Annotated in this window: 22 protein-coding genes and 1 tRNA gene; 15 read left to right on the top strand and 8 right to left on the bottom strand. The window is 30.7% G+C overall.

Annotated elements, in window-relative coordinates; all coding sequences use genetic code 11:
• Window positions 1-222: 222 nt before the first annotated feature.
• The 3 genes from Q4Q40_RS07215 to Q4Q40_RS07225 all read left to right on the top strand — a co-directional run bounded on the left by Q4Q40_RS07215 (window position 223) and on the right by Q4Q40_RS07225 (window position 2,816).
• Window positions 223-567 carry an FUSC family protein gene (locus tag Q4Q40_RS07215; RefSeq protein WP_303301112.1) on the top strand — a complete coding sequence of 115 codons (345 nt, stop codon included), beginning with the start codon at window positions 223-225 and terminating at the stop codon, window positions 565-567.
• A gap of 128 nt (window positions 568-695) precedes the next feature.
• Entirely contained in the window at window positions 696-1,742 is a 1,047-nt protein-coding gene (locus Q4Q40_RS07220) for a M28 family peptidase (RefSeq protein ID WP_303301113.1), read from the top strand.
• Window positions 1,743-1,805: 63 nt separating this feature from the next.
• The gene (locus tag Q4Q40_RS07225) at window positions 1,806-2,816 is read left to right on the top strand and encodes a M28 family metallopeptidase (protein WP_303301114.1); all 1,011 of its coding nucleotides are present in this window, start codon (window positions 1,806-1,808) and stop codon (window positions 2,814-2,816) included.
• An 87-nt stretch (window positions 2,817-2,903) separates the two neighbouring features.
• Here the strand turns inward: Q4Q40_RS07225 and Q4Q40_RS07230 are convergent, their stop codons facing one another.
• The 3 genes from Q4Q40_RS07230 to bshB1 form a co-directional block, all read right to left on the bottom strand.
• Complete coding sequence (locus tag Q4Q40_RS07230) at window positions 2,904-3,293, bottom strand: hypothetical protein (protein WP_303301115.1); 390 nt, start codon at window positions 3,291-3,293, stop codon at window positions 2,904-2,906.
• A gap of 63 nt (window positions 3,294-3,356) precedes the next feature.
• Window positions 3,357-3,432 (bottom strand) — tRNA-His (locus Q4Q40_RS07235).
• Between the two features lie 115 nt (window positions 3,433-3,547).
• Complete coding sequence (gene bshB1 / locus Q4Q40_RS07240) at window positions 3,548-4,267, bottom strand: bacillithiol biosynthesis deacetylase BshB1 (RefSeq protein WP_303301116.1); 720 nt, start codon at window positions 4,265-4,267, stop codon at window positions 3,548-3,550.
• A 386-nt stretch (window positions 4,268-4,653) separates the two neighbouring features.
• On the opposite strand from bshB1, the gene Q4Q40_RS07245 reads away from it, so the two are divergent.
• The 3 genes from Q4Q40_RS07245 to Q4Q40_RS07255 all read left to right on the top strand — a co-directional run bounded on the left by Q4Q40_RS07245 (window position 4,654) and on the right by Q4Q40_RS07255 (window position 9,125).
• A complete protein-coding gene (locus tag Q4Q40_RS07245) occupies window positions 4,654-6,495 on the top strand; it encodes an SLC13 family permease (RefSeq protein ID WP_303301117.1) in 1,842 nt (613 codons plus the stop codon).
• A 45-nt stretch (window positions 6,496-6,540) separates the two neighbouring features.
• Window positions 6,541-8,169 (top strand): phosphoenolpyruvate carboxykinase (ATP), encoded by a 1,629-nt coding sequence (pckA, locus tag Q4Q40_RS07250; protein ID WP_303301118.1) that lies wholly within the window; start codon window positions 6,541-6,543, stop codon window positions 8,167-8,169.
• Window positions 8,170-8,447: 278 nt separating this feature from the next.
• Complete coding sequence (locus tag Q4Q40_RS07255) at window positions 8,448-9,125, top strand: DUF2490 domain-containing protein (RefSeq protein WP_303301119.1); 678 nt, start codon at window positions 8,448-8,450, stop codon at window positions 9,123-9,125.
• 97 nt (window positions 9,126-9,222) lie between these two features.
• Here the strand turns inward: Q4Q40_RS07255 and rlmF are convergent, their stop codons facing one another.
• From rlmF to Q4Q40_RS07275, 4 genes are read right to left on the bottom strand one after another with little or no spacing between them, the layout of a single operon-like run.
• Complete coding sequence (gene rlmF, locus Q4Q40_RS07260; protein WP_425556021.1) at window positions 9,223-10,119, bottom strand: 23S rRNA (adenine(1618)-N(6))-methyltransferase RlmF; 897 nt, start codon at window positions 10,117-10,119, stop codon at window positions 9,223-9,225.
• A gap of 7 nt (window positions 10,120-10,126) precedes the next feature.
• On the bottom strand, window positions 10,127-10,555 hold the full coding sequence (locus Q4Q40_RS07265) for a VOC family protein (RefSeq protein ID WP_303301120.1): 429 nt from the start codon (window positions 10,553-10,555) through the stop codon (window positions 10,127-10,129).
• A gap of 35 nt (window positions 10,556-10,590) precedes the next feature.
• Complete coding sequence (locus Q4Q40_RS07270; RefSeq protein ID WP_303301121.1) at window positions 10,591-11,133, bottom strand: hypothetical protein; 543 nt, start codon at window positions 11,131-11,133, stop codon at window positions 10,591-10,593.
• 9 nt (window positions 11,134-11,142) lie between these two features.
• Window positions 11,143-12,549 (bottom strand): MATE family efflux transporter, encoded by a 1,407-nt coding sequence (locus Q4Q40_RS07275; protein WP_303301122.1) that lies wholly within the window; start codon window positions 12,547-12,549, stop codon window positions 11,143-11,145.
• A 304-nt stretch (window positions 12,550-12,853) separates the two neighbouring features.
• Between Q4Q40_RS07275 and Q4Q40_RS07280 the strand changes: the two genes are divergently transcribed.
• From Q4Q40_RS07280 to Q4Q40_RS07320, 9 genes are all read left to right on the top strand, one after another.
• The gene (locus Q4Q40_RS07280) at window positions 12,854-14,338 is read left to right on the top strand and encodes a T9SS type A sorting domain-containing protein (protein WP_303301123.1); all 1,485 of its coding nucleotides are present in this window, start codon (window positions 12,854-12,856) and stop codon (window positions 14,336-14,338) included.
• Window positions 14,339-14,855: 517 nt separating this feature from the next.
• Window positions 14,856-15,935 (top strand): hypothetical protein, encoded by a 1,080-nt coding sequence (locus tag Q4Q40_RS07285; protein WP_303301124.1) that lies wholly within the window; start codon window positions 14,856-14,858, stop codon window positions 15,933-15,935.
• A gap of 511 nt (window positions 15,936-16,446) precedes the next feature.
• Entirely contained in the window at window positions 16,447-16,782 is a 336-nt protein-coding gene (locus Q4Q40_RS07290; RefSeq protein ID WP_303301125.1) for a hypothetical protein, read from the top strand.
• Window positions 16,783-16,790: 8 nt separating this feature from the next.
• The gene (locus Q4Q40_RS07295; RefSeq protein WP_303301126.1) at window positions 16,791-17,765 is read left to right on the top strand and encodes a S1 family peptidase; all 975 of its coding nucleotides are present in this window, start codon (window positions 16,791-16,793) and stop codon (window positions 17,763-17,765) included.
• An 18-nt stretch (window positions 17,766-17,783) separates the two neighbouring features.
• Window positions 17,784-18,254, top strand: a complete 471-nt coding sequence (locus Q4Q40_RS07300; RefSeq protein ID WP_303301127.1) for a hypothetical protein — start codon at window positions 17,784-17,786, stop codon at window positions 18,252-18,254.
• Entirely contained in the window at window positions 18,251-20,023 is a 1,773-nt protein-coding gene (locus Q4Q40_RS07305) for a sensor histidine kinase (protein ID WP_303301128.1), read from the top strand. The genes Q4Q40_RS07300 and Q4Q40_RS07305 overlap by 4 nt, the downstream gene beginning before the upstream one ends.
• Window positions 20,020-20,646 (top strand): response regulator, encoded by a 627-nt coding sequence (locus Q4Q40_RS07310; protein WP_303301129.1) that lies wholly within the window; start codon window positions 20,020-20,022, stop codon window positions 20,644-20,646. Before Q4Q40_RS07305 ends, Q4Q40_RS07310 begins: the two co-directional genes overlap by 4 nt.
• Window positions 20,647-20,708: 62 nt before the next feature.
• Entirely contained in the window at window positions 20,709-22,037 is a 1,329-nt protein-coding gene (locus Q4Q40_RS07315; protein WP_303301130.1) for a hypothetical protein, read from the top strand.
• 43 nt (window positions 22,038-22,080) lie between these two features.
• Window positions 22,081-22,470 (top strand): response regulator transcription factor, encoded by a 390-nt coding sequence (locus Q4Q40_RS07320; protein ID WP_303301131.1) that lies wholly within the window; start codon window positions 22,081-22,083, stop codon window positions 22,468-22,470.
• 400 nt (window positions 22,471-22,870) lie between these two features.
• On the opposite strand, the gene Q4Q40_RS07325 is transcribed toward Q4Q40_RS07320, so the two are convergent.
• Complete coding sequence (locus Q4Q40_RS07325; protein ID WP_303301132.1) at window positions 22,871-24,889, bottom strand: dipeptidyl-peptidase 3 family protein; 2,019 nt, start codon at window positions 24,887-24,889, stop codon at window positions 22,871-22,873.
• Window positions 24,890-24,914 lie beyond the last annotated feature (25 nt).

Here is a 24,914-nt window from a genome sequence, read left to right on the forward strand (position 1 = left end):
CAGGCGTAACCAATTACCTACATTTAAAAAAAATTAACATAAAAATATAAAGCAATATGTTTTCGGCACAATAAATGCTAACAAATACACATCAAGTCATGCGTAGATACTCTCCCTCATTGTTTTTCGCAATAACAGTTAACCGCAATACACAAAATAACATTATTGATCCTAGTTAAAATTAAATTGCCAACCGATTTAAAGAATTAAAATATATTACAAATGAAAAAAACATTTATTTTTTTGGCAATAACAGCTTCGGTTTTAGCAATAATATTATTAGCTCTTTTTATTTATTATTTAGGTATCATACCTAGTTTTACAGGGTTAGCAGTTGGATTATTAGCTTTTATTTTGTTAAAAAAACGCAGTAAAGTAAAAAAAATAATCCAATTTTCGATTTCATTAACCGTTATGGCTTTAACAATATCTACTTGTAAATCAATTTTCAATAAAACTGAAATAACAAATACTAATACAAAACTTGAAGAGGAGAAAGATCGAGATGAAGATGAAGAATCAAAAAATGTAAAAATTGAAAACATAGATTTAACCGACAAACAGTAAGTAATTTCCTCTTTTTTATTATATTTACTTTCTAAACCAAAATTTCAGACTAACATACCAAAATTTTTTACGCCCTAAAAAATAATTTGACAGTAAGTTTTGCACGTAAAATCTGACTAATTATACGCATGAAAACCTTATACATTCTATTTGCATTAGTAGGCACTTGCGCTACGCCCAAGTACACTACAAGAATTCAAAACCTTAAAGATAGCATTCAACTAGTAGATAGCACACATATAACAAATTACGCTAACACAATTACTATTAAAGAGTTAAAAACACATTTATACAAATTTTCTTCGGATGAATTTGAAGGTAGAAAAGTTGGAGAAAAAGGACAAAAATTAGCTGCTGAATTCTTAAAATCATATTATATAAGCGAAAATATTGCGTCTCCTTTTGGGAATGACAATTACTATCAAACCATTCCTAAAGACTTCTTTTCACAAGAAATTAAAAGTTCAGAAAATGTTTTAGCATATATAGAAGGTAGTGAAAAACCAGAAGAAATTATTATTATTTCTGCCCATCTGGATCACCTTGGTATTTCTGATAACGGACAAATAAATCATGGTGCAGATGATGATGGCTCTGGTACCGTTGCCATTATGGAAATGGCGCAAGCTTTTAACTTAGCTAAAAAAGAAGGTCATGGTCCAAAACGAAGTATTCTATTTTTGCATTTAACCGCAGAAGAAATAGGAAAACAAGGTTCGCAATTCTATACAGAACACCCTGTGTTTCCTCTAAAAAATACGATTACCAATCTAAATATCGATATGATAGGAAGAGTTGATGATATTCATGAAAACAATGAAGACTACATATACCTAATAGGGTCTGATAGATTGAGTAAAGAACTCCATTATTTATCTGAAAAAGTAAATAACTCTTATTACAATATAAATATAGATTACAGATATAACGTAGAAGGTGAAGTACATCAATACTACTCTCGCTCAGATCACTATAATTTTGCATTAAAGGGAATTCCTGTTATTTTTTATTTTAACGGAGAACATAGGGATTACCATAAACCATCAGATACTCCAGATAAAATTAATTACGGTCTATTACAAAGACGTACAAAACTCATATTTTCCACGGCATGGCAAATTGCAAATCAAGAACACCGTATAGTTGTTGATAAGGATAATGAACTGTTAAAATAGATTGAAAATGATTCTTCTATTAATTCATTTTTGTAATATCGTAAAAAATATATTTTCGCAAAAATGAAAAAACTAACAATTCTCTTATATATTACACTATCTGTAGTTTCATGTAGTTCTTCACAAAACAAAAAAACTACAAAGAATGCTAATGTTGTAAAAGATTATGCAAAAACGATTACCGCAGATGAATTAAAAGAAGCCCTTTATATTTATGCTTCAGATGAATATGAAGGCAGAGAAACGGGTGAACCTGGTCAAAAAAAAGCCGTCGAGTTTATTAAAAATCATTATGTATCTGTAGGCATCCCTTCTCCTATTGCTGAAGGTGATTATTTTCAAGAAATCCCTGCCTCTTATTTTTCTAATAATATAAAAGACTCAGAAAATGTTTTAGCATATATAAAAGGAACTGAGAAGCCAGATGAAGTAATCGTAATTTCGGCACATTTAGATCATATTGGTATTTCTAGAAATGATGAAATCAATAATGGTGCAGATGATGATGGGTCTGGAACAGTTGCAATCTTAGAAATTGCTGAAGCTTTTAAAGCTGCTTCAGACAAAGGTCATGGGTCTATGCGTTCTATATTATTTTTACATGTTACAGCAGAAGAAATAGGACTTCATGGTTCTCGGTACTATACAGACGTAGATCCTGTATTACCTTTAGCTAATACAGTAGCTAATTTGAATATAGATATGATAGGTCGTGTAGATCCTAAACATGAGAATGATAGAAATTACGTATATTTAATTGGGTCGGATAAATTAAGTAAAGAGTTACACAACATTTCTGAAGCTGTAAACAAGAAATACTTTAATATGAAGCTTGATTACACGTTTAATGATGATGATGATCCGAATCGTTTTTATTACCGCTCAGATCATTACAATTTTGCAAAAAACAACATCCCTGTTATTTTCTATTTTAATGGGACACATGCCGATTATCATAAACCTTCGGATACTCCAGATAAAATTCAATACGATTTATTAGAAACACGAACACGTCTTATCTTTCATACCGCTTGGGAACTTGCTAATCGAAGTGAACGTATAAAAGTGGATTGATTAAATTTTAGCCGTACTAACTAAGTGTGGTATTGATAAAAATAATAGAAATTAAAAACCAGAATAAAAATAGCTTAAGCTAATAACTCATTCTAAAATATAATCTGCACTCACAAACTCTATCGGTTCTGAGGGAAATAATTGTGGGTTATCGTCAACGACATTATAAGTTAATAAACAAAAACTATTAGCTTCAATAGATAGACATTGTCCTTTAGGACTATATGTAGCAGTTGCCCCTCCACCTATAGTTGTTGTTACTTGAGGAAAACCTGAAACACTAAAATTATTAGAATTAAAAAACTTAATTTCATAAGACAAAGCATCCTCACTGCTGCTCGTTTGTTGTGTAAATGTAAAACTTACGAGTTCATAAGTTATAGGCTCAATAGCTATATCCTCTTCAACTGAATCATCACTCGGACAGCTAAAAAATAATAATGAAAATAAAAAGAATATTGATTTAAACTGTTTCATACTCGAATTTAATAAATTTCTACAAAAAAAGCCTTTTAATTTCTTAAAAGGCTTTTACTTTTTGGGTGGAAGACCGGATTCGAACCGGCGACCCTTGGTACCACAAACCAATGCTCTAACCAACTGAGCTACAACCACCATGTAACTTGCATTTTGTAATGCGTGTGCAAATGTAATTGATTTAAACCTTTTCTACAAAGACTTTTTTTAATATTTTGCATAGATATTAAAAATAAAATGGCTTAAATTTCTAACTATTTAATATCGAATAGACTATCAACCGCAATATAACGCTCAACGGTGAAACCTTCTGCATGTTCAACACCTACTAGCCTTCCTAAATCTCTAGCCCTATAAATAATACTATCTGTAAAGTTCTTACTAGATATAGGTGTTTCTGGTTCTTTACTATTGCTATCATAAAACTGTGTTTTATAAGCCAATACAGAGGCCATTTTTTTATCCATAAAACCAGAGACATCAACAGTTACATCTGGTTCCAAATTTTTCCATTGTATATAATGATACACCTGCTTAGGTCGCCATGCATTTTGTAACTCATTATTATCATCTTTAGTCTCTATCTTAACTAAACCACTTAAAAAACAAGCATCACTAACCAGTTTACTTCCTTTTCCATGATCTATATGCCTATCATCAATAGCATTACAAAGCACAATATCTGGTTGATATTTACGAATCATTTTAATGATTTCTAATTGATGTTTTTTATCATTTATAAAAAAACCATCTGCAAACCCCATATTAACTCGTGCAGCAGCCCCTAATATTTTAGCAGCATTATACGCTTCAACATCTCTAGTTTCTGCAGTACCACGAGTTCCTAACTCGCCCCTTGTTAAATCTATAATGCCAACTTTTTTTCCTCTGGCAACTTCTTTTGCTATAGTACCTCCACATCCTAATTCTACATCATCAGGGTGTGCTCCAATAGCTAGAATATCTAATTTCATATATTAATTCTTATTATTTTTTTAATTAGTATAAATGTAATTCACTAGAAATTATTTTCTTCAAAATTTATCAAAAATGGATACTAATTTATAAGCTGATTTTCTACTGTAGAACTCATTAGGCCCCCTTTTCACACATTCTTTTAACGCTTTATCGTCTAAAAATATTAAATAAATAAGGAATCGTTAAAAACTTAATATTACTCTCACGTTTTCGTATTCATTTTTAGCACCAAATAATTAGAAATACTCACAATTTCCCAAAAATAGCACCCGCACTAATAATCATGATATTCCATGACATTCGTCATGATTATTAGCGCTAATCAACTGTAACTTTACTTTATAATTTATTACACACTAAAACTAATAAACAATTTTAATATATGATCTATTTAATGCTCCTCATTTTAATTATAACCATTGGCTTTTTTGTTTGGGGAAAGTTTACCCCAGATATTGTTGCCCTCATGTCTATGATAAGTTTATTCTTAACGGGGATTTTAAATACTAAAGAAACTCTAAGTGGTTTTAGCAATCCAACCGTTATTATGATCGCTGCACTCTTCATTATAGGAGAAGGTATTGCTCAAACTGGCTGGACAGCTCTAGCTGGTAAGAAATTTGTAGAATGGGCAGGAAAAAGTATTCCTAAATTATTAGTTATAGTAACATTAGGTGCAGGGATTTTATCGGGGTTTGTAAGCAACACAGGTACAGTAGCAACCTTAATGCCTCTTACTATATCATCGGCCTGGAGTATTGGAACATTACCATCAAAAATGCTAATGCCAGTTGCTTTTGGATCTAATACAGGTGGTTTATTAACCTTAACTGGTACACCTCCAAACATTATTGCCAGTAACGCTTTAGTAGAAGCTGGTTTTGAAGGTTTTTCTTTTTTCGAATTTGCATTAATAGGTATTCCTTTATTAATAGTCGCATTAATTTATTTCAGATATGTAGGATACAGGTTATTACCAAAAAATAAAACAAATAATAAACCCATAAATATTGAATCCACTTTACATAATTGGATAGAAGCCTATAAAATTGATAGTGGCTATTATAGATTACGTATAAGATCGTTGTCGCCACTAATTAATACAAAAATTGAAGATTGGCAATTTGAAAAAAATTATAATGTTTCCATTATTCGTATGAAAAGAAGACATCCAAGCGTTTTAAAGGGCATAAATACTTTTGAAGAATTTCCAAACCCCAAAACAGAATTATATTATCATGATATTTTAACCGTAAAAGGAGATACAGAAGCCATAAACAAACTAATGATTTCATTTAGATTAGGGCTATTACCTCTTGAACCTATTACTGATGAGTTAAAACACAACCTAATTAATCAGGAGGTTGGTATGACCGAAATTATAGTAAACCCAAATTCTATTTTAGTTGGTAGAAGATATAAATTAGGAGATTACTTTAAACGATATGGCATCCAACTTTTAGCTGCTTCAAGAAATAACAAAGCTTTACAAGAAAAGGAAGTTATAGTAAAAGCTGGTGATGCCTTTTTAATACGAGGTACTTGGGAACATATAGATAGTTTAAAACAACAACACGAAAACTTAGTAATTATTGGAAGCCCTGAAGGCATGGCTAAAAATGTAGAAAGCCTTAACTCAAAATCTTATATCGCTTTAGGAGCTCTAGTACTCATGATCATATTTATGGTCTTTAAAATAGTACCAGGCTCAATCGCAGCATTAATTTCTGCTGGGATTGTATTATTAACAGGTTGTGTCCCTATTTCGAAAGCATATAAAGGTATTAGTTGGACGAGTGTGGTTATGATTGCTGCTATGATACCCATGGGTATTGCGTTACAAAAAACAGGAACCGCACAAGTTATAGCTAATGGTTTGGTAAGCTATTTAGGATCCATTCATCCCATATTATTATTAGGTGGTGTATTTCTACTAACAACAACATTTAGTCAAGTAATCAATAATTCTGCAACAGCTGTTTTAATGGCTCCTATTGCTATACTTGCTGCAAACTCGTTAAATCTATCACCTGCTCCATTTATGATAGTGGTTGCCATAAGTGCATCAACAGCATTTTTAACACCAATAGGAACTACAACCAATGCGATGGTGATGACGGCAGGCGGATACAAATTCATGAATTACCTAAAAGTAGGTGCCCCATTACTACTCTTATTTTTCATAATAACGCTTATACTAGTACCTATGATATGGCCTTTTTAAACAAATTGAACAAATTATTAATAGGAACCTTTAAAATGAAATAAAATGAAAGATTTAACAGAAGTTAAGCATACAGGTTTAGAACAGTATGGTTTAAAAAAAGTGAACGTAAATTGGAATTTATCACCAAAGGAACTACAAAAAATTACCGTTGAGAAAGGCATGGGGAAAGAAACTAGCAATGGGACACTTTCTATTAATACAGGTAAATTTACTGGACGCTCTCCTAAAGATCGTTTTCTGGTAAAAGATGATTATACAGCAGACAAAGTTTGGTGGGGAAAAACAAATAAACCAGTATCCCCTGAGAATTTTGATAAACTTAAAAATGAAATAACAAACTATCTTTCTGGAAAAGAAATTTACGCAAGAGATGGCTATGTATGTGCAGATCCAGGGTATAGAACAAACATTAGAACTGTAACAGAATTACCGTGGTCTAACTTATTTGTTTACAATATGTTTTTAAGGCCTGGCGAAAAAGAATTAAAAAACTTTAAAGAAGATTGGCTGGTTCTCTGTGCGCCAGGATATGTTTGTCCAGATCCAAAAGCTTATGGCATTCGTCAAGGTAATTTCTCAATTATCAATTTTACTCAAAAAATAGCTTTAGTTGGAGGATCTGCTTATACAGGCGAAATAAAAAAAGGTATTTTCTCTGCATTAAACATGATTTTACCTGTTGAGAAAAATGTATTACCAATGCACTGTTCTGCAAATGTTGGAAAATATGGAGATACTGCTATTTTCTTCGGTCTTTCTGGAACAGGAAAAACAACATTATCTGCAGACCCTAATAGAAAATTAATTGGTGACGATGAGCATGGTTGGACAGCCGATAACACCATTTTTAACTTTGAAGGTGGTTGTTATGCTAAAGTTATTGACCTAAGCGAAGAAAAGGAACCAGACATTTTTAGAGCTGTTAAACCAGGAGCATTGTTAGAGAATATTGTATTTAAAGACAATGGAGAAGTAGATTATAAAGACGGTAGTATTACTCAAAACACACGTGTAAGCTATCCTATTTATCACATTGATAATATTCAAGAAACACTTTATGCAGACAATCCTAAAAACATATTCTTTTTAACATGTGATGCTTTTGGTGTATTACCTCCAGTATCAAAATTAACACCGGGACAAGCTGCTTACCATTTTATCTCTGGCTATACGGCTAAAGTTGCTGGTACAGAAGCTGGTATTACAGAACCAGTGCCATCTTTCTCTGCATGTTTTGGAGAACCATTTATGCCATTGCACCCAACCGTTTATGGTGAAATGTTAAGCAAAAAAATGCAAGAAGCTGGTGTCAATGTTTGGCTAATTAATACAGGATGGAGTGCAGGACCTTATGGAGTTGGTTCTCGTATAAAATTAAAATACACAAGAGCTATGATTACAGCAATCCTTAACGGTGAACTGGATAATGTAGATTACGAGCAAAACGCTATTTTCGGTTTGTACATGCCTAAATATTGTCCAGGTGTACCATCAGAAATTTTAGACCCTATGAACACGTGGTTACAAAAAGGAGCTTATATAGGTAAAGCAATTCATTTGGCACACTCTTTTCACTTAAACTTTGAAAAATTTGCTGGTCAGGCATCCGAACAAATTATTGAAGGTGGTCCATTAATTGATGAGCATCATCACTTACACGAACACTTTTAATAGGTTCATTTAACCATAAAGAGGTTGTCTAAAAAGTGTCATTCTTAAAATTACCAAGCAACAAAATATATTTTGTTTCAAAGGTAGCAGTGAAGCTATAAAGTATCTCTAAAAATGTCAATATTTTTAGATAAATATAACGCTTCACTTTGCTCTGGATAACAAAGTTCATCACTTTTTAAACAGCCTCTTTATCTTAATTTATTTTACACCCATTATTAAGTTTTACGGAATACTAAACTAAAAATTTTATTCCCGAAACTTAAAATTCATATAACATGAAATATTACATATCTACCTTTATTTTTATACTAATTATATCTTTAAGCCACTCACAAACATCTCCCGAAGACAAATTGGGTTCGTGGTATACATATTTTGGAAATCACAGAATATCAGACAAGTTGAGTATCGTTGCTGGTGGACAAATTTGGGCTTTTGAGCCCGCAACCAACCTAAACTTACTACTTATTAAAGGAGGTTTAAACTATCATATAAATAATAAAATAAAGGTCGAACTAGGATATAGTTTTTTAGATATTGATAAAAGTATACAGGGTGAAGAAGGGAGTCATATATTTGAAAATAGAATATCAGAACAAATTTCTTTTAAGCACAAATTAAATAATTTGCCTGTAGATCATCGATTTAGAATTGAGCATCGTTTATTTAATCTTAGAGTTGGGAACTCGACAAAACATCGATTACGATATCGACTGGGTACAAAAATCAAGTTAAATAAAACACTTTTTATACGCGCAAACAACGAAGTTCTTGCTCACATTGAAAAAGATTTTTTTTCGGAAAACAGACTCTATGGCGCTCTTGGTATAAACCTTAATAAATCTTGTAATTTACAATTAGGCTATATGCACCGTTTTATAAACGATTTAAACTTACACAGATTACAAATAAGTTTATTTATTAAAACAGATCATAGAAAGAAAAAAGTTTAATAGTTGTGGCATTACGAAGCTTATTATTATTCGATGTGATAATCTTTCTAATTTAGAGGGATGACTTCGTCGTATTTCCTCGTAATGATATATTTGTTTAAGTTATAAAAGTCCAAGCAACAATACGCGATATTTTATTGCCTTGTCCCATATTAATAACTTTAACTTCTGTAGCTCCCATTTTTTTTAAAGACACCTGTATGCCTCTTACTAAATCTTTTTTAGAAACCAATGTTGTATACCAAATACATTGGTCTTTAAACAAAGAACTCTCATATAAATAGTTATGAATAAAAGCTTTTTCACCTCCTTTATACCAAAGCTCGTTATGTGTTCCTGAAAAATTTCGGACAACATCAATCACTTTCTTATTTAAACCTTTTAGTTTTCGAGTAGTTGCCTCTATAGCTTCTGTTTCCGATTTATAAAAAGGGGGATTGCAAATTGCTGCAGCAAATGTATCCGATTCTTTTAAAACACCCTTTAAAATGTTTGAACTATTAATTTGGTGCCTTAATTTAATCGAGTGATCCAATTTGTTTTTTGAAATAATTTTCTGTGCATTATGTAACGACCTTTCATCAATATCTGTACCTACAAAATTCCAATTGTATTCAGCATTACCAAGAATTGGATAGATACAACTAGCACCTGTTCCTATATCTAAAACATGCGTGTTTTTATCAATATTCGATTGTTTTAGTAAATCTGCCAAATGATGTATGTAATCGACACGTCCAGGAATTGGAGGGCATAAATTGGTATCGGGAAATTCCCAGAATTCAATGTTATAATGAGTAACCAACAGCGCTGTGTTTAATGCCTTTACTGCCTTTGGATTTGCAAAATCAATTGTTTGAGTTTGATATTTATTTTCGAACACAAACAATTTTAAATCTGGATACGCATAGCATAAAACATCTAAGTCATATCCAGATTTATGTTTGTTATTTGGGTGAAAATCGGTGTTTGTTTTGATAATGTTTGTTTTAATTTAAAGCCTAGTCTTCTTCAACTGTATTTCCTTTTTCATCTAATACTAAATCGGGATTAAAAGCTATTTCCCATAGGTTTCCATCTGGATCTGAAATATAGCTACTATAGCCTCCCCAAAAAACACTTTCTGGTTTTTTAACAATATGGACTCCTTTTGCCTCTAATGAAGCAATCAATTCATCAACCTCCTCTTTTGTTCTAGTATTAAAAGCCAAAGAAAATGCTTTAAATCCAGTTCCTTCAGGACTAACCCCTGCATCTTCTGCTAATTTCTCTCTTGGATAAAGCGACAATAAAAGGCCATTTAATTGAAAAAAAGAAATGCCGTCATTACTAGATTTCATCTTTTTCCAACCAAACTTGTTTTCATAAAAATCATTTGACACTTTTAAATCATTCACTCCCAATCCAACTATAGTTAACCTTTGTTCCATATTATTTATTCTAAGTCTTTATCACTAAAACCCATTTAATCATCAAGTTCTTCCCTTATTATTTTTGAAATATTTTTTCGTTGTTTTTTAATTCTTTCAGATTTATTTTTTGCTTCATAGTTTCCCTTATCAGAATCAAAATGTATAAAACTTTGTGCCAATACAGAGCCTTCTCTTATCATCAACCCATTGTATTTACAATCTTTATATCCACAATTGTGTTTTGAATACTCACCAAAATTCCTATGATTTATTTTCTTTTCAGATAATATTCTTTCTTGATTCTTTTTAATAGCATCCCAAATCTTCGCCTCATCAGCAATAGTTAGATCAGCTCCCAAAGTAATTAAATTGAAATAGGTTGAAGGATCTTTTAATTGATAAAAATTAAATGTTTTTTCAAAAACTGTATTGGCATAATCTCTAATTTCAATTTTCATTGAAAGATTAAGTTTTTTATTTTCACAAATGGACCTGTATAAACCCAAAGTATTAAAGTCTGTATATTTTTTATAATTATCTATATAATGTATATACTCACTTTTACTACATGTATTAAATTGTTTGCCTATTTTCATTTTATAAAATTAGACTTTTACGGTTTTCCAATGTCCTTTTTTAAACCAAACAATAGCAACAATAGCGATTAATACTTCTGCAAAAGTAATAGCCCAAAATACACCACTAGGTCCAAAATCTAAGGTAATTGCCATAACATATGCAAAAGGCAATTGTAATAACCAAAAACATACAAAGTTAATATATGTAGGTGTTTTGGTATCTCCTGCCCCATTAAAAGCATTTATAACAACCATACCATATCCATAAAAAATATAACCTGCTGCTATAACTCGTAAACATAAGCTTCCATATTTAACAACATCTGGAGTATTATTAAACAACACTATTATTTGTGGCGCAAACACTAAATAAATAATAGAAACTACTCCCATAAAATAAGCACTATATTTTCCTGTTTTCCAAACAGATTGCTCGGCACGCTCAGGCTCATTTGCTCCCAAATTTTGTCCAACTAAAGTTGCAGCAGCATTACTCATTCCCCATGCTGGCATTATAGTAAACATCATCACACGTATCGCTATGGTATAACCTGCTAATACTTCACTACCAAACTCGCTCATAATACGCATTAAAAATACCCAAGAGGAGGTTCCTATTAAAAACTGACCAATACCTCCAAGCGATACTTTAATTAAATTAAACATAACCCCCACACGAAGCACTAAGTCCTTTACACCTACTTTTATTTTACTATAACCGAAAAACAAAATAGCTAATTGAAATACGACTGCTGTACCACGACCAATAGTAGTCGCTATGGCGGCACCTTCAACTCCAAAAGCAGGGATCGGTCCGAAACCAAAAATAAACATGGGATCTAAAATAATATTGAGTCCATTTGATAAAATTAATGTCCACATGGCTGCCGAGGCATTTCCCGCACCTCGAAAAATCGCATTGATTAAAAATAGTAACATAATAGTTATGTTACCACCTAAAAGCACTTTTGTATATCCATAACCCTCTGCTATAAGATCTGGCTCCCCTCCCATAAGTCCTAAGATTTCTTTAGGATATAGTATCCCTATCACACTAATAGCGGCAGCAACTAAGACTCCAAGAAAAATAACTTGAACCGCTGCATTCGAGGCTCCTTTTAAATCTTTTTCGCCCACACGCCTTGCAACGATAGCAGTTGCTGCCATACTTAAGCCAATGGCAACAGCATATACCAAAGTAATAACAGATTCTGTTAAACCAATAGTTGCCACTGCATTTACACTAACCTGAGACACATACAAGATATCCACAAGTGCAAAAATGGACTCCATGAGCATTTCTAAAATCATAGGAATAGATAGCATAAATACCGCACGACGAATACTGCCTGAAGTAAAGTTTTGCTCTTTACCTGTCACAGCTATTTTTAAATATTGTATAAATTGTTTTAAAGATATTTTATTTGATTGCATTTTGATTGTATTATATATAAATAGTTACCAAACACATAAAGTGGCTTGGTGTTTTTTTACTCGAGAGAACCTCGACACGGTTACGGAAGTGAAATTAAACAATCATATTACAAAGATATAAAATTAATTTTAAGGCAATGATATATTTATGTAACCTACACATCTTTTAGTTTATAAAAAAAATCCTTCTCATACATGTCTTTATCCTTTATAAATAAGTTTTGTACTGTAACTTATAACAATTTCAGTCAGAAATAAGACCAAAAACAATAAAGAAGGTCTTTAATTTTAAATATTTAATATCATGAAAAAAAAATACTTATTAATCGTTATTTCCTTTCTAACAGGAACAATCCAATTATTGGATGCACAAACATTGTCTCATAATTTTAATAATGGAAGCCTTGGGCCTTTTTATGAGTGCTCTACACAAAGCCCAAATTACTCACAAGTTGTGAATAGCAGAGTTAAAACCCATTGGCAAGAGTCTTCTTACAATGGATCAAGATCAACAAAAGGCGCTGAATTCTGTGCTAATAATTGGGATACAACCAAAGAAGGCTGGATGGGATTTACTATGAATTTAGGTCCCGATTATCCAACAAACAAAACTGCTGGAATCGCTCAAATTTTTCAGTTTTACAGCTCTACATTCTGGTCATGGGCAGCATTGATAAATATCATGAATGGCGATCTGCAGATTACTCATAGATCTAATGGTGGAACAAGTGGTAACACCAACGCTGTTATATATTCCAATTTTCCAAAAAACACAAATATGGATATCATAATACATTTTGTACTATCTGCTTCAAATGCTGGATTAATTCAAATTTGGGTTAATGGAGTAAGCAGGTACTATGCCAATAATATCAATTTTGGTTATGCCGAAAGTTGGAGTAATGATGTACAGTCTAGCCAATATTCATATGTCGATTTAAAATTGGGACAGTATAATTACGATGATGCCAACTATACAAACAACGAGACAAGAACGGTATATTATGATAATGTGACTTGGTACGATGGTTCGAATGGTTATTCTATAGTAGATCCATCTGGTGGTGGTAGCAGTGCAAACTTCCGATTGGTAAAACGAAATGCAACAGGATTTGCCATGGATGGCGGTAGTGGGGGATCTAATGGACAGAGTATAGAATTGTATAACAACATAAATCATGCAAACCTTACCTGGACAGAAATTAACAGAGGTGGAGGCTATTATTCTTATCAAAAATTAAACACCAATTATTGCATTGATGGAGGAAATGGTGGAGCTAATGGCCAGGATGTGTACCTATGGACTTGTAGTGATAACAATCAAAACCAACATTGGTTGAAAATAAACGCTGGTAATGGTCATTATAGATTGCAAAAACGAAACGCCTCTGGTTATTCTATTGATGGCGGCAACGGAGGAACATCCAACCAAAATGTATATTTGTGGTCTTCTAGCAGTACCACTCAAAACCAGCAGTGGCGGTTTGATGGTGTAAGTACAGCAAAATCTGCAGAACAAAAAACTGAAGCAGAAGAGCTAACAGAAAACTCAAACGCATTTAATGTATATCCAAATCCTGTAAATAATGAGCTTAATATTAAGCTTAATGACTACTACGATGAAGAGACATTTATAGCACTATACTCTATTCATGGACAAAAAATAACTCAAGTTAAACCTAGTAATCATGAAGTTAAGCTTGATTTATCAAGATTACATAGTGGAGTTTATATTTTAATGGTAAATAATAAATCTGAAAGTTTAACCAAAAAGATTGTAAAACTATAAGAAAGTAAAAAAGGTACTGTCTAAAAAGTGATGAACTTTGTTATCCAGAGCAAAGCATTTGTTATGCTATGTTTGCGAAAAGTTAGTATCATCAGAAGGAGGCACGACTGAACAGCCTTATTTATCTAAAAATTAAAACATTAAGAGATGCTCCACGGCTTTGCTTCTACCTTCGAAACAAAATATATTTTGTTTCGAAGGTAATATTCAGAAATGACACTTTTTAGACGACCTCTTTATTTTATAAATTTCTCCATGTCTTATTTTAAATACCATTCTATTTTTCATAAAATGACTCCATAAACTTTTTTAATCTGGTAGTATTTGAGCACTTTTCTCTTTTATTACTTTTATTTTTATGGTTATAAAATTCTATTCAAATAAACAATTCATACTATTTTTTTGTTTTTTGTCGATTATTTCGTCTTTTTAACGTAATCTTTTTCATTCATTTGTGCAATCAAGCTAATATTTATAGTTATGCATAATTTTTACAAACTAATTTATAATCAATCTTATGAAAATTTTAAAAATTGCGTTATTACTAACCATTATTTCTTGCTTAACTTATTCATGTAGTAAGGACGATGATTCTACCAATGAAAATTTAGCCAATCAACAAAATGAACTTGAAGAAGCTAACATTCCTTTAGAAGATTTAAATTCAGGTATCTCTATTGAAGGAGCTACAAAAAACACAGGTACACCGCCGCAACCTACTGGTGATGTAAATATTGAAATAAGTTCTGATAAAGTTGAAGCTTTTCAAAAAGCTGGGTTTAACCTAAAGTTTTCTACAACAGAAACCGACATTGCTGGGGCTTACTTATTATTTAAAGATTCTGATAATAATACTGCTTCTGATTATTTTGATATTCCAGTTTCAGAGTTAACCACATATAATAAATCTGGTGATACTAAGGGTAATAAATCTTCAAAAAGGAATCTATTATTTAAGTCTAATAACAAACTGGAAGATGGTGAGTATGAAATCGATGTAAATTTTGGGGATTCTTTTCCTCCAGGAAAATTTTGTGCCGATTTGTGTATTTATGATCAAGAAAATAACATTAGTCAAATCGTTACTGTTTGTGTAGAAGTAGAAGCATGGGGTGGTAATGCATCTATTGTTGGAGAATGGCTTCTAGAAGAAAATAGTTTTGATAATAAACTTACGCTTGATTGTGAAAATGAAGAAACTATTGAAGTTGATCATAGTCAGATTATTAAAGAAGAGTTCATATTTAATGTTGACAGTAATGGTGACTTTTATATAACTAGTTATGAAGAATATAAATTTTTAGATTACGAAGCTTCATCAAATAATTGTAGTGCTACTTATTCTGATGATATTGAAAAATATAGTGACAAAGAAACTGGTAAATGGGCTTATAATGAAACTAATAACACTTTAACATTAGTATCATTTAAATATGAAGACTTTATCGAACCTCAATATAGTGGAGATTATCCTAATGGGTATTTATTATATGAAGGAGACAAAGTAGAAGTTATTGGTGGAAAACTAGTAATTACTGAAACCTACACAGATGGGGATGAAACTTACACTTACATATATACTTTCGTAAGAAAATAAATAGTTAGTTATTGTATAATAAGTTGTCTTTATAGTAATTTGTTATACCATCCATATTTTATAAAAGAGAAGTTAATAGCTTCTCTTTTTTATTTATATAAATTCAGTGCTAAGTTTAAGGTAAATAAACCTCTTAATTATACTATCTTTTTTATAAGTTCTGCATCCTATTTATTCTATTACTATACTTATCTCTATCAAACATGTTTTTGAGTTTATACTATATATTTTACTCTACAGTAGAGTCTCATAAAAAACAGCTCATAATATTTTTATATTATCCTTTATTTGCTCTTTTTTAAATATCCTTTTGTAACTTTTGATTTCTTATAGTAGTTATAAAATTCTTTTAAAAGAAGATTTTATTCCGAATTTACCACACACATATACGAAATTTCTTCTTTAAAAATATATTTTATTATATTAACAAACTGATATACCCATAATTGGGTATGTTTTTACGTGAAATTATATGGCACATTTGCAGTATTAATTAACTAATCCAACTTTTATGAAAAAACTAGTCTCTCCTTTTACGATGTTTTTATTTGGTATTATAGTTTTTGCTACTATCATGATAATAACACGTAAATTGAATCTCAATTTTGAAAATGATCTTCTCTTTTGGTTTTATTGTGTTTTAATAGCTCTCGTTATTACTACCATGAGTATATCTGTTTACAGTATGATAAGCCAAAACCGTAAATCTGGTAAAAATCCTTTTACTCAAATTAATACCCAAGGTATTGCTATTGCTGGCACTATGCCTCTTTTGGAAAAAGTATCTACCATTAATACTTCTGGTGCTATTGCTGTGTTTGTTTTAGTTTATTTTTTAATCCATTAGTATAAAATATGTTAGAAAATGAAGCCAACATTCAATTAGAAAAACTTGGTCAAGCCATAGTTTCAATCAAAGGAGTTAATTATGCTGCCGTTGTAAACCAAGATAATAACATAAATAACTTTCACATTGAAATTGGATATGATTCAGGGACATTTCCATCTAGCCTTTTATTACAATATTCTGAGAGAAAATTTGAACATAGACCGATAGATATTAAAATTCCTAAAGGTCTCCCCATTGATTATATACCAAAAGCAATCTCATATGAAAATTTAAATAATTATTTGGATTTTCCTATTAGTCTAAGAGAAATGAAAAGCCCTTTTTCTTTTGATAAAAACCCTTATCGTGGTATAGCTTCTGAAGGTTCTGGTTCAAACTTTGGGACACTAGGGGCAATTGTAAAGTTAAAAAATGATAATAACTTTTATATTTTATCAAATTGCCATGTATTAATGAATGAATCTAGTAAAATTGGTCATCCAATTAAAAATGAAAGGAAAGAAACTATAGCAACATTACATTGGGCTGTTAGTAACGAATATTATGACATTGCTTTAGCAAAAGTAACGGACATGAGTCTACTTCAGAAAAAATTTAAATGCTATGACTTCAACAAAAAAATTGCTAAACCAATAAAAATAGGTCAAATGGTCACTAAATGTGGTTATACCTCAGGGTCTATCAATGACGGAACTATTGTGTCTAAAAATGCATTTGTAAAGATTGGAGAAAATAATAAGATTTTTAAAAATCAAATTTTAGTCTCTAAAATTTCTAGAGGAGGTGATTCTGGTTCGACATTGGTAGACAAAACTGGAAGAAATTCTTCAAAAGATGTAATAGGTCTTGTTTTTGCTTCAGATAAGTATGACTTTACTATTTGTAATCATCTACATTATCTCTTTTCTAATGAAATAGATTGCTATAATTATAGTGATGATATTATTATGCCTAAAATAAATTTCGAATCTTTTTATTAATCTTAAAAACACATAACTATGGGTATTCTAAATTACCAAAAATTAGCTTTACAAGAACCAAAATTTCCATCTACTAATGCATATTCATATATAGATGGAGATTTTGGATTCAAAATTACTTTTAATTGGAAAAATTCCTCAGAATTTGTAAATGAAATACAATACGAAATTATAAATTCTGCTCCTCAATATCATCTTTACGAATTTGATAATGCTAGAGTTTGCTGTCAAACCCTAAATGGAACTAAAAATTTATATTTTTTGATGATGAATTTTAAAAACGTCGAAACTGTAAATGAAGTTTCTGGGTATAAAATAGGTACATTTACTCCTCAATGTAATCTTAAAATGGAAATAGGGAGTGTAATTTTTATAAAGTTTAATACTTACACACCAAATGAAATTCCTTACGACAGTTGTAGCATACCTATTTTTGATGAAAACCCAAAAACAAAAGACGGAAGCATAATAGTAAGTGTAGGTCCTTGAATAAAAAAAAACGCCATATAAGCACATATCTTCTACCAGTAATATTTTGTATTACTGGTTTTTGCGTTTCTCAAAACACCAATTTTGAAAATGTATTAGATGCCTATAATTCATCTAACAAGCAAGATATACTAATAGAATTAAAAAAAATTGATACTACTAAAATCAATAAATATGACAAAGCTACTTGGCTATATTATTTCGCAGATTATAATTCAATTATAGATAATCATCATCTAGCCTATGTCTATATTTTAAAATCAAAAAAACTATTTAAAGAGTTAAAACAATATAGTGATGTAAAAGATTGCAACGTTTTATTATTAGGCATTCTAAACCATCAAAATAATTTAGAAATTGACAAAAAAGCAATTATTTCAGAGTTAAAAAGTTACGCTTTAAAAAAGAAGGACACTTTGGCATTAGCTAAGGTCTATCAACAAATAGCTATTCAATATTTAGACAATAATGATGGAAATGAAACTTTAAAATATTTTAACCTCATTACTAATTTATATAAGTTACGTAAAGATACTTTAGAGATAGCAAAATGCAATATGAATATTGGAACTGTTTATAATACTGTTTTTAATAACCAAGATTCAGCATTATACTATACAAAAAAAGCTGTACCCTATTTAAAAAAATATAAGGATTATCAAAATTTAGCTTATAACTATAACAACCAAGCTCAACAATATAAATTATTAAAAAACTGTATAGAAGCTGAAAAATATTTTTTAAAAGCAGATTCGATACCACTCAAAGGTAATATCTCAAAAAGTAAAGTTATATTTTATGAAAACATGTCAAGTTTGTACTTAGAATGTAAAGAATATAAAAAGGCAGCACTTCATTTTGACAAGTTAATTAAACTAAAAGACAGCATCAACGACACAAAACAAAACATAGCCATATCAAAAATAAAAGAACAATACGACAACGAAAAAGTCCGTGCAAATAGCCTAGAAATTGAATCAAAACGAAAACAAAATTTCAATTTATTAATTGGGGCATTTGCTTTTATACTCTTTGGAGGCACCACTGCCTTTCTCATCCAAAAAAACACCAAACGTAAACAAAAACTAGCCGAACAAGAAAAAGAAATTGAAAAACAAAAAGTAGAAACATTATTAAAAGACCAAGAGCTAATAAGTATTGATGCCATGATTGAAGGCCAAGAAAAAGAACGCCAACGCATTGCCAACGACTTACATGATGATTTAGGCGGACTTATGGCAACCGTCAAACTTCATTTTAATGTTCTTAAAGACAAGAAAACTCCCGAATTATTTGATAAAACGAATACTTTACTAGATGAAGCCTACCAAAAAGTACGCTCGATAGCACATGCCAAAAACTCAGGTGTTATAGCAAAACAAGGGCTCTTAAAAGCCATACAAAACATGGCTGATAAAGTATCTGTTTCAAATAAAATTATAATTAATGTAATTGATCATGATTTAGAAGACCGTTTAGAAAACAGTTTAGAGCTTACTATTTTTAGAGTCATTCAGGAATTAGTCACTAATATTATTAAACATGCTGAGGCTACAGAAGCTATCATTCATTTAACCAACCATGAAGACAGCTTAAATATTATGATAGAAGATAATGGTAAAGGGTTTAATCCGAGTCAGGTAACAACCAAAAATAAAGGCATGGGAATTAGCAGTATTGATAAACGAGTTGAACATTTAAATGGTACTATGACTATAGAATCAGAAATTAATAAAGGAACCACCATAATAATAGATATTCCAATATGATACGACTTGCTATAGCAGAAGACCACCAATCGTTAATAGATGGTATTAAATTACTACTAGAATATGAAGACGATATTACCATTATAGGAACAGCAAATGACGGCGTTGCATTACTAGAAATAGTAGAGCGCAAACAACCAAACGTTATATTAACAGATATTAGAATGCCAAAAATGGATGGTATTGAACTCACAAAACAAATCAAAAAAAAGTATCCTAGTATAAATATATTGGCATTTACTATGTTCGAGCAAATCGAAGCCATCCAACGAATGATAGATGCTGGTGCATCTGGCTATATTTTAAAAAACTCCTCCTTAAAAGAGGTACATAATGCTATTATAGCTGTTTCAAAAGGAGAAACGTATTTTGATGCCAATATTAATACTAATGTTTTAAACTCAAAATCAGATATTAAAACAAAAGGGGTTTTAACAAAACGTCAAATAGAAATTCTTGGACTTATTGCCCAAGGAAAAACGTCTCGAGAAATTGCCGATTTACTTTTTATTGGGGTTCATACTGTAGATACACACCGCAAAAACATGGTGCGTATTCTAGGCCTTAAGGGTAAAGGCGAATTGATGCGCTATGCACTAGATAAAAAGTATACGTTTACCTAGCATTGGGTATGTTTTCATAAAACTATGATTTATAGATTTAAAAACTATAAATTAAGAACATTATGAAACCATTAAAAATTATTTTCACCTGTATCCTTTTCGGTTACATTACACACAACATTGAAGCTCAAAACACTAAAAATCAAAACATTGAATCTAAAAATATTAAAAAAACTACAATAACTCTAGGTTTTGAAAAAAAATCTGAAATAATCACTTATAAAGAAAGTGATACTCTAACAATTCCATTTTCTATAAACATTGAAGGAAGTTACTTCCCAAGTGAAACTGACGATATAGAAATCGAAATTATTTCTAATAGTGACGAATTAAATTTATTTTTATCTAATAATACTTTTAAAATTTCAAGTTCTAAAACAAAAGGTGAATTAAATTTTATAAATAATTCGAATAAACTTATCAATGATTTTAAAAGTTTAGTAAATTCTTTTCTGGAGCAAAAGGGTATCTTTACTTTACAAATAAAACTGTCTTCTAAAAGTGATTTTATTGTAAATGATAACAAAATTTCAATAGACTTAAACTCACAAGAAAAGTACATACAATTAAGACCCGAAAAACAAACTTCAAATAATATATATAATTTCTATTTAGGAACTAATTTCGATCTAGAGAATAAAGTAAAAGCTAATAGTTTCTATTCTGAGATTGATGTGTATTTACCTGATTTATTTTTCAAAAATAAAAAAGAAAACTTTTGGGGAGGGATTAGAGCAGGAATGTATAAAAACAGATCCTTAAGTACAAAAAAAGAAAGAACTTCGGATGCTCAATATATTGAAATTATCGAAAACCTACCTGAGAATGATTCTATTACTATTGAAAATAAAAGAATTATTAGAACACCCAAGGTTTCGTATGATAATCTTGGTTTTTACGCAGAGCTATTATTGAAAATTTATAATTCTAAATATCAAGACTTCAAAGTTTTTTTAGCTCCAAGGGCTGAGGTTATACAGCGCGTAGAAACTACAAGTTATGATTTTGAAGATTTTGTTTCTTTAGGATACGAAAAGATTCAAAGGGATAGTCTTAATAGTCGCAATATAAGATCTCTTTTATCATTAAATAGAGAGCGAACCGCAAAATATTATAACTCTTATTTTGGGCTGGGTATGCCTATGTTTTATAATAGTAAAGGCATAGAAATTTTTCTTAACCCTGTATTTGGTATGGGAGATTCTGCTCCATTCGGTAGAAATAATAAATCTAATAAGACATTCGGACTATTTCAATTTCATTTAATAGAAAAAAAGAGTAAAATAAAATTAAATGGAGAGATAAGAAAGTTTTTTAATGCAAATCAAGATCCTTTTATTGTAATCAACCTTTCTAAACGAATAGACATAGAATCTTTATTTAGCGAATAAACAACGAATTACAAAACTATGAACTTAACCAATAACATTATAAATGACAGCATTTCAAGAAATAATAAAAACGATTAACAATGTAAAAAGAAAAGGCAACCTACTATCCAAAAAAGACATTCTTTCTGTATTAAAAGCAACCAAACAAATAACAAAACATAAAGAGTTAATAAATTCTCTAATTTTCTTTTTTACGACATTAGATTCCAAAGCTTTAAATAAGATCGATATATTGTCTAAAAGAGAATTAGAAGTTTTACAATACATAGGTCATGGAAAAAGTTCTATAAATATTGCAAAAAAGCTGGGCTTAAGCATTTCTACTATAGAAACACACCGAAAAAATATTAGAAAAAAATTAGAACTTGTTGGAAAAGGAACACTTATCCAATATGCAATTTTAAATAATTTAAGAATGTTAAACTCTGAATAAAATCATACAATATAAACAAAACACGACTTAACAAAACGCCTCCAAAAACTGTCTTCCATTGTAAGTGATTTACTGTTTTTCAGTGGTTTATTATTATTTCAACCACCCAATATTGCTTTTTAGGTGTATTTATAGAGTACCGAGGTAGGAAAAACAACCTCTAACTTGTTATATAGATAGTTGCAATGTTTTTCACGCAACCTTTTTATTTTTTTTGCATCTAGTGTATATAAACAAACTCAAAACAACTTAAAACAAACTCAAAACAATGAAAATACTAATAATAATTAGCGTACTTATTGTCGTTAATTTGATTCTTTTGACTTTTAGTGTTAACAAAAGAACAGACCCTTAATTATAAGGGTCTGTTCTTTTTATTACTTACATTTTAAGAACCTGTTTAGTTTACTTCTGGTAAGAAATTATATTTTTTACTATAATCTAACATCTGATCAACAAAAGCATCAGGTTGAGTCACCTTCACCCCTATTATTTTTCCTTCTTCATTTTTCTCTGCTACTAATACTGGATTCACAAAGCCATTATATGGTGCTGATAAAAATTGCTTATTACGGTCTAAAACTTCTGCATGAATAGCTTGATCTACTTTTACACCATAGCCTTCTACTAAAGCTTCTACTGCAGCATAATCTCCTTCAGATTTTATACGTTGCGTTTCACGTAATAATTGTCCGAAAAGATCATGCAATTTTTCATAATCATTAATATTAAAATACGTTTTCCCATCACGCTTTACTTTTTCAATAACACGGTCTGCCTTACCTTTTTCATATACCCAAGCACTCACCCATTGTCTATTTCGCATGTGTGCTTCTTCAACATCATCACCTAAATTTAAACGAATTAATTGCGTTACAAGACCATTTCTTATATAACCATCATAAGCAGTTTTTCCAACACGTTTCCAATCGTCGACCAAACCTAGCTCTTGTAACTTCTCATGATACAAATAATATAATCCAACTAAATCTGCACGCCCTTCCTCTAAAGTTGAAGCATAATTTTTCAAGGTTTCCTTAGTCTCTCCCACTCCAGGGTTTAATTGTCCTGATGCATGCCCTATTACCTCGTGCAATGCTGTATGTAACTTATCTGCTAATTGTCCATACGTTTCTTCTAATTTAAGTTCTTCATCATCATGAACAAACTCCTTTAAACGCCCAGTACTTCCTGCGTTATTATAAGCATGTATAATATTTCCTAAAGACACAGATTTACTGCCTACTTCTGTTCTAATCCAATTAGCATTAGGTAAATTGACTCCAATTGGAGTACTTGGAGAGGCATCACCAGCTTCACCAGCTACGTTAACCACTTTATAAGTAACCCCAACAACATTATCTTTTTTATGAGCTTCCATTAATGGAGAATTATCTTCAAACCACTGGGCATTATCTGATAATACTTTCATTTTTTGAGACATATCAAAATCATTAATTTGAATAATCGACTCATAAGACCCTCTATATCCTAAAGGATCATTATAAACTTCAATAAAACTATTTATATAATCAATATTTCCTTTTGTAGCAGAAGTCCAAGCCACATTATAATCATCCCAAGTTTGTAAATCACCCGTTTTATAATAATCAATTAACAAACCTAGAGCATGACTTTGAGCATCGTTTTCAGCAACCCCTTTCGCTAATTCTAACCACTTGATAATTTCATCAATAGCCGAACCATATAAACCACCAGATTTATAAATACGTTCTTTTAATTCTCCATTTTCTTTTACTAATTGCGAATTTAATCCAAACGATAATGGTTTTTCAGAATTTGGAGATTGCTTTGCAGCATAAAAGCGTTCCACATCACTATTAGTAACATTAGGACCATAAAAATTTACCGCAGAAAGCCCAACATTATCAACCCCTTTTGCCTGATTTACTTTTTTCGCATCTACATCATTAAAAATAACATCGAAAGCTTCACCTTCTAAAGTGGTATTTGTATCTGCTAATAATTGTTTTAAATAGTCTGAAGAAAACTCTGGTTTTAATTTATCGTTTGAATAATGATGGTGAATCCCGTTACTAAACCAAACACGTTTTAAATATGTTATAAAAGCGTTCCAATCTTGAGAAGATTTATCTCCTTCATAGTTTGAATACACATTCTCAAGTGCTTTTCTTATTTTTAAGTTATGTCTATAATTTTGATCCCACATAATATCTCTCCCCGCTAAACCTGCTTGGGTAAGATAATATACTAATGTTTGTTCTTTTAAGGTTAAATTTTCCCATCCTGGGATCTGATAACGAAGTATTTTTATATCAGCAAACTGTTCTACATTATAATCAAAAGTAACACGCTCTTTTACCGCTTTCTTTTCTGTACCACATGATAAAAACAGGCTAGCGATTAATACCAAATTAAATATTGATCTTAGTTTCATTTTTTATAAAATATTTTTAATTAAT

This window comes from Flavivirga jejuensis, from assembly GCF_030540765.1.
Classification (GTDB): domain Bacteria; phylum Bacteroidota; class Bacteroidia; order Flavobacteriales; family Flavobacteriaceae; genus Flavivirga; species Flavivirga jejuensis.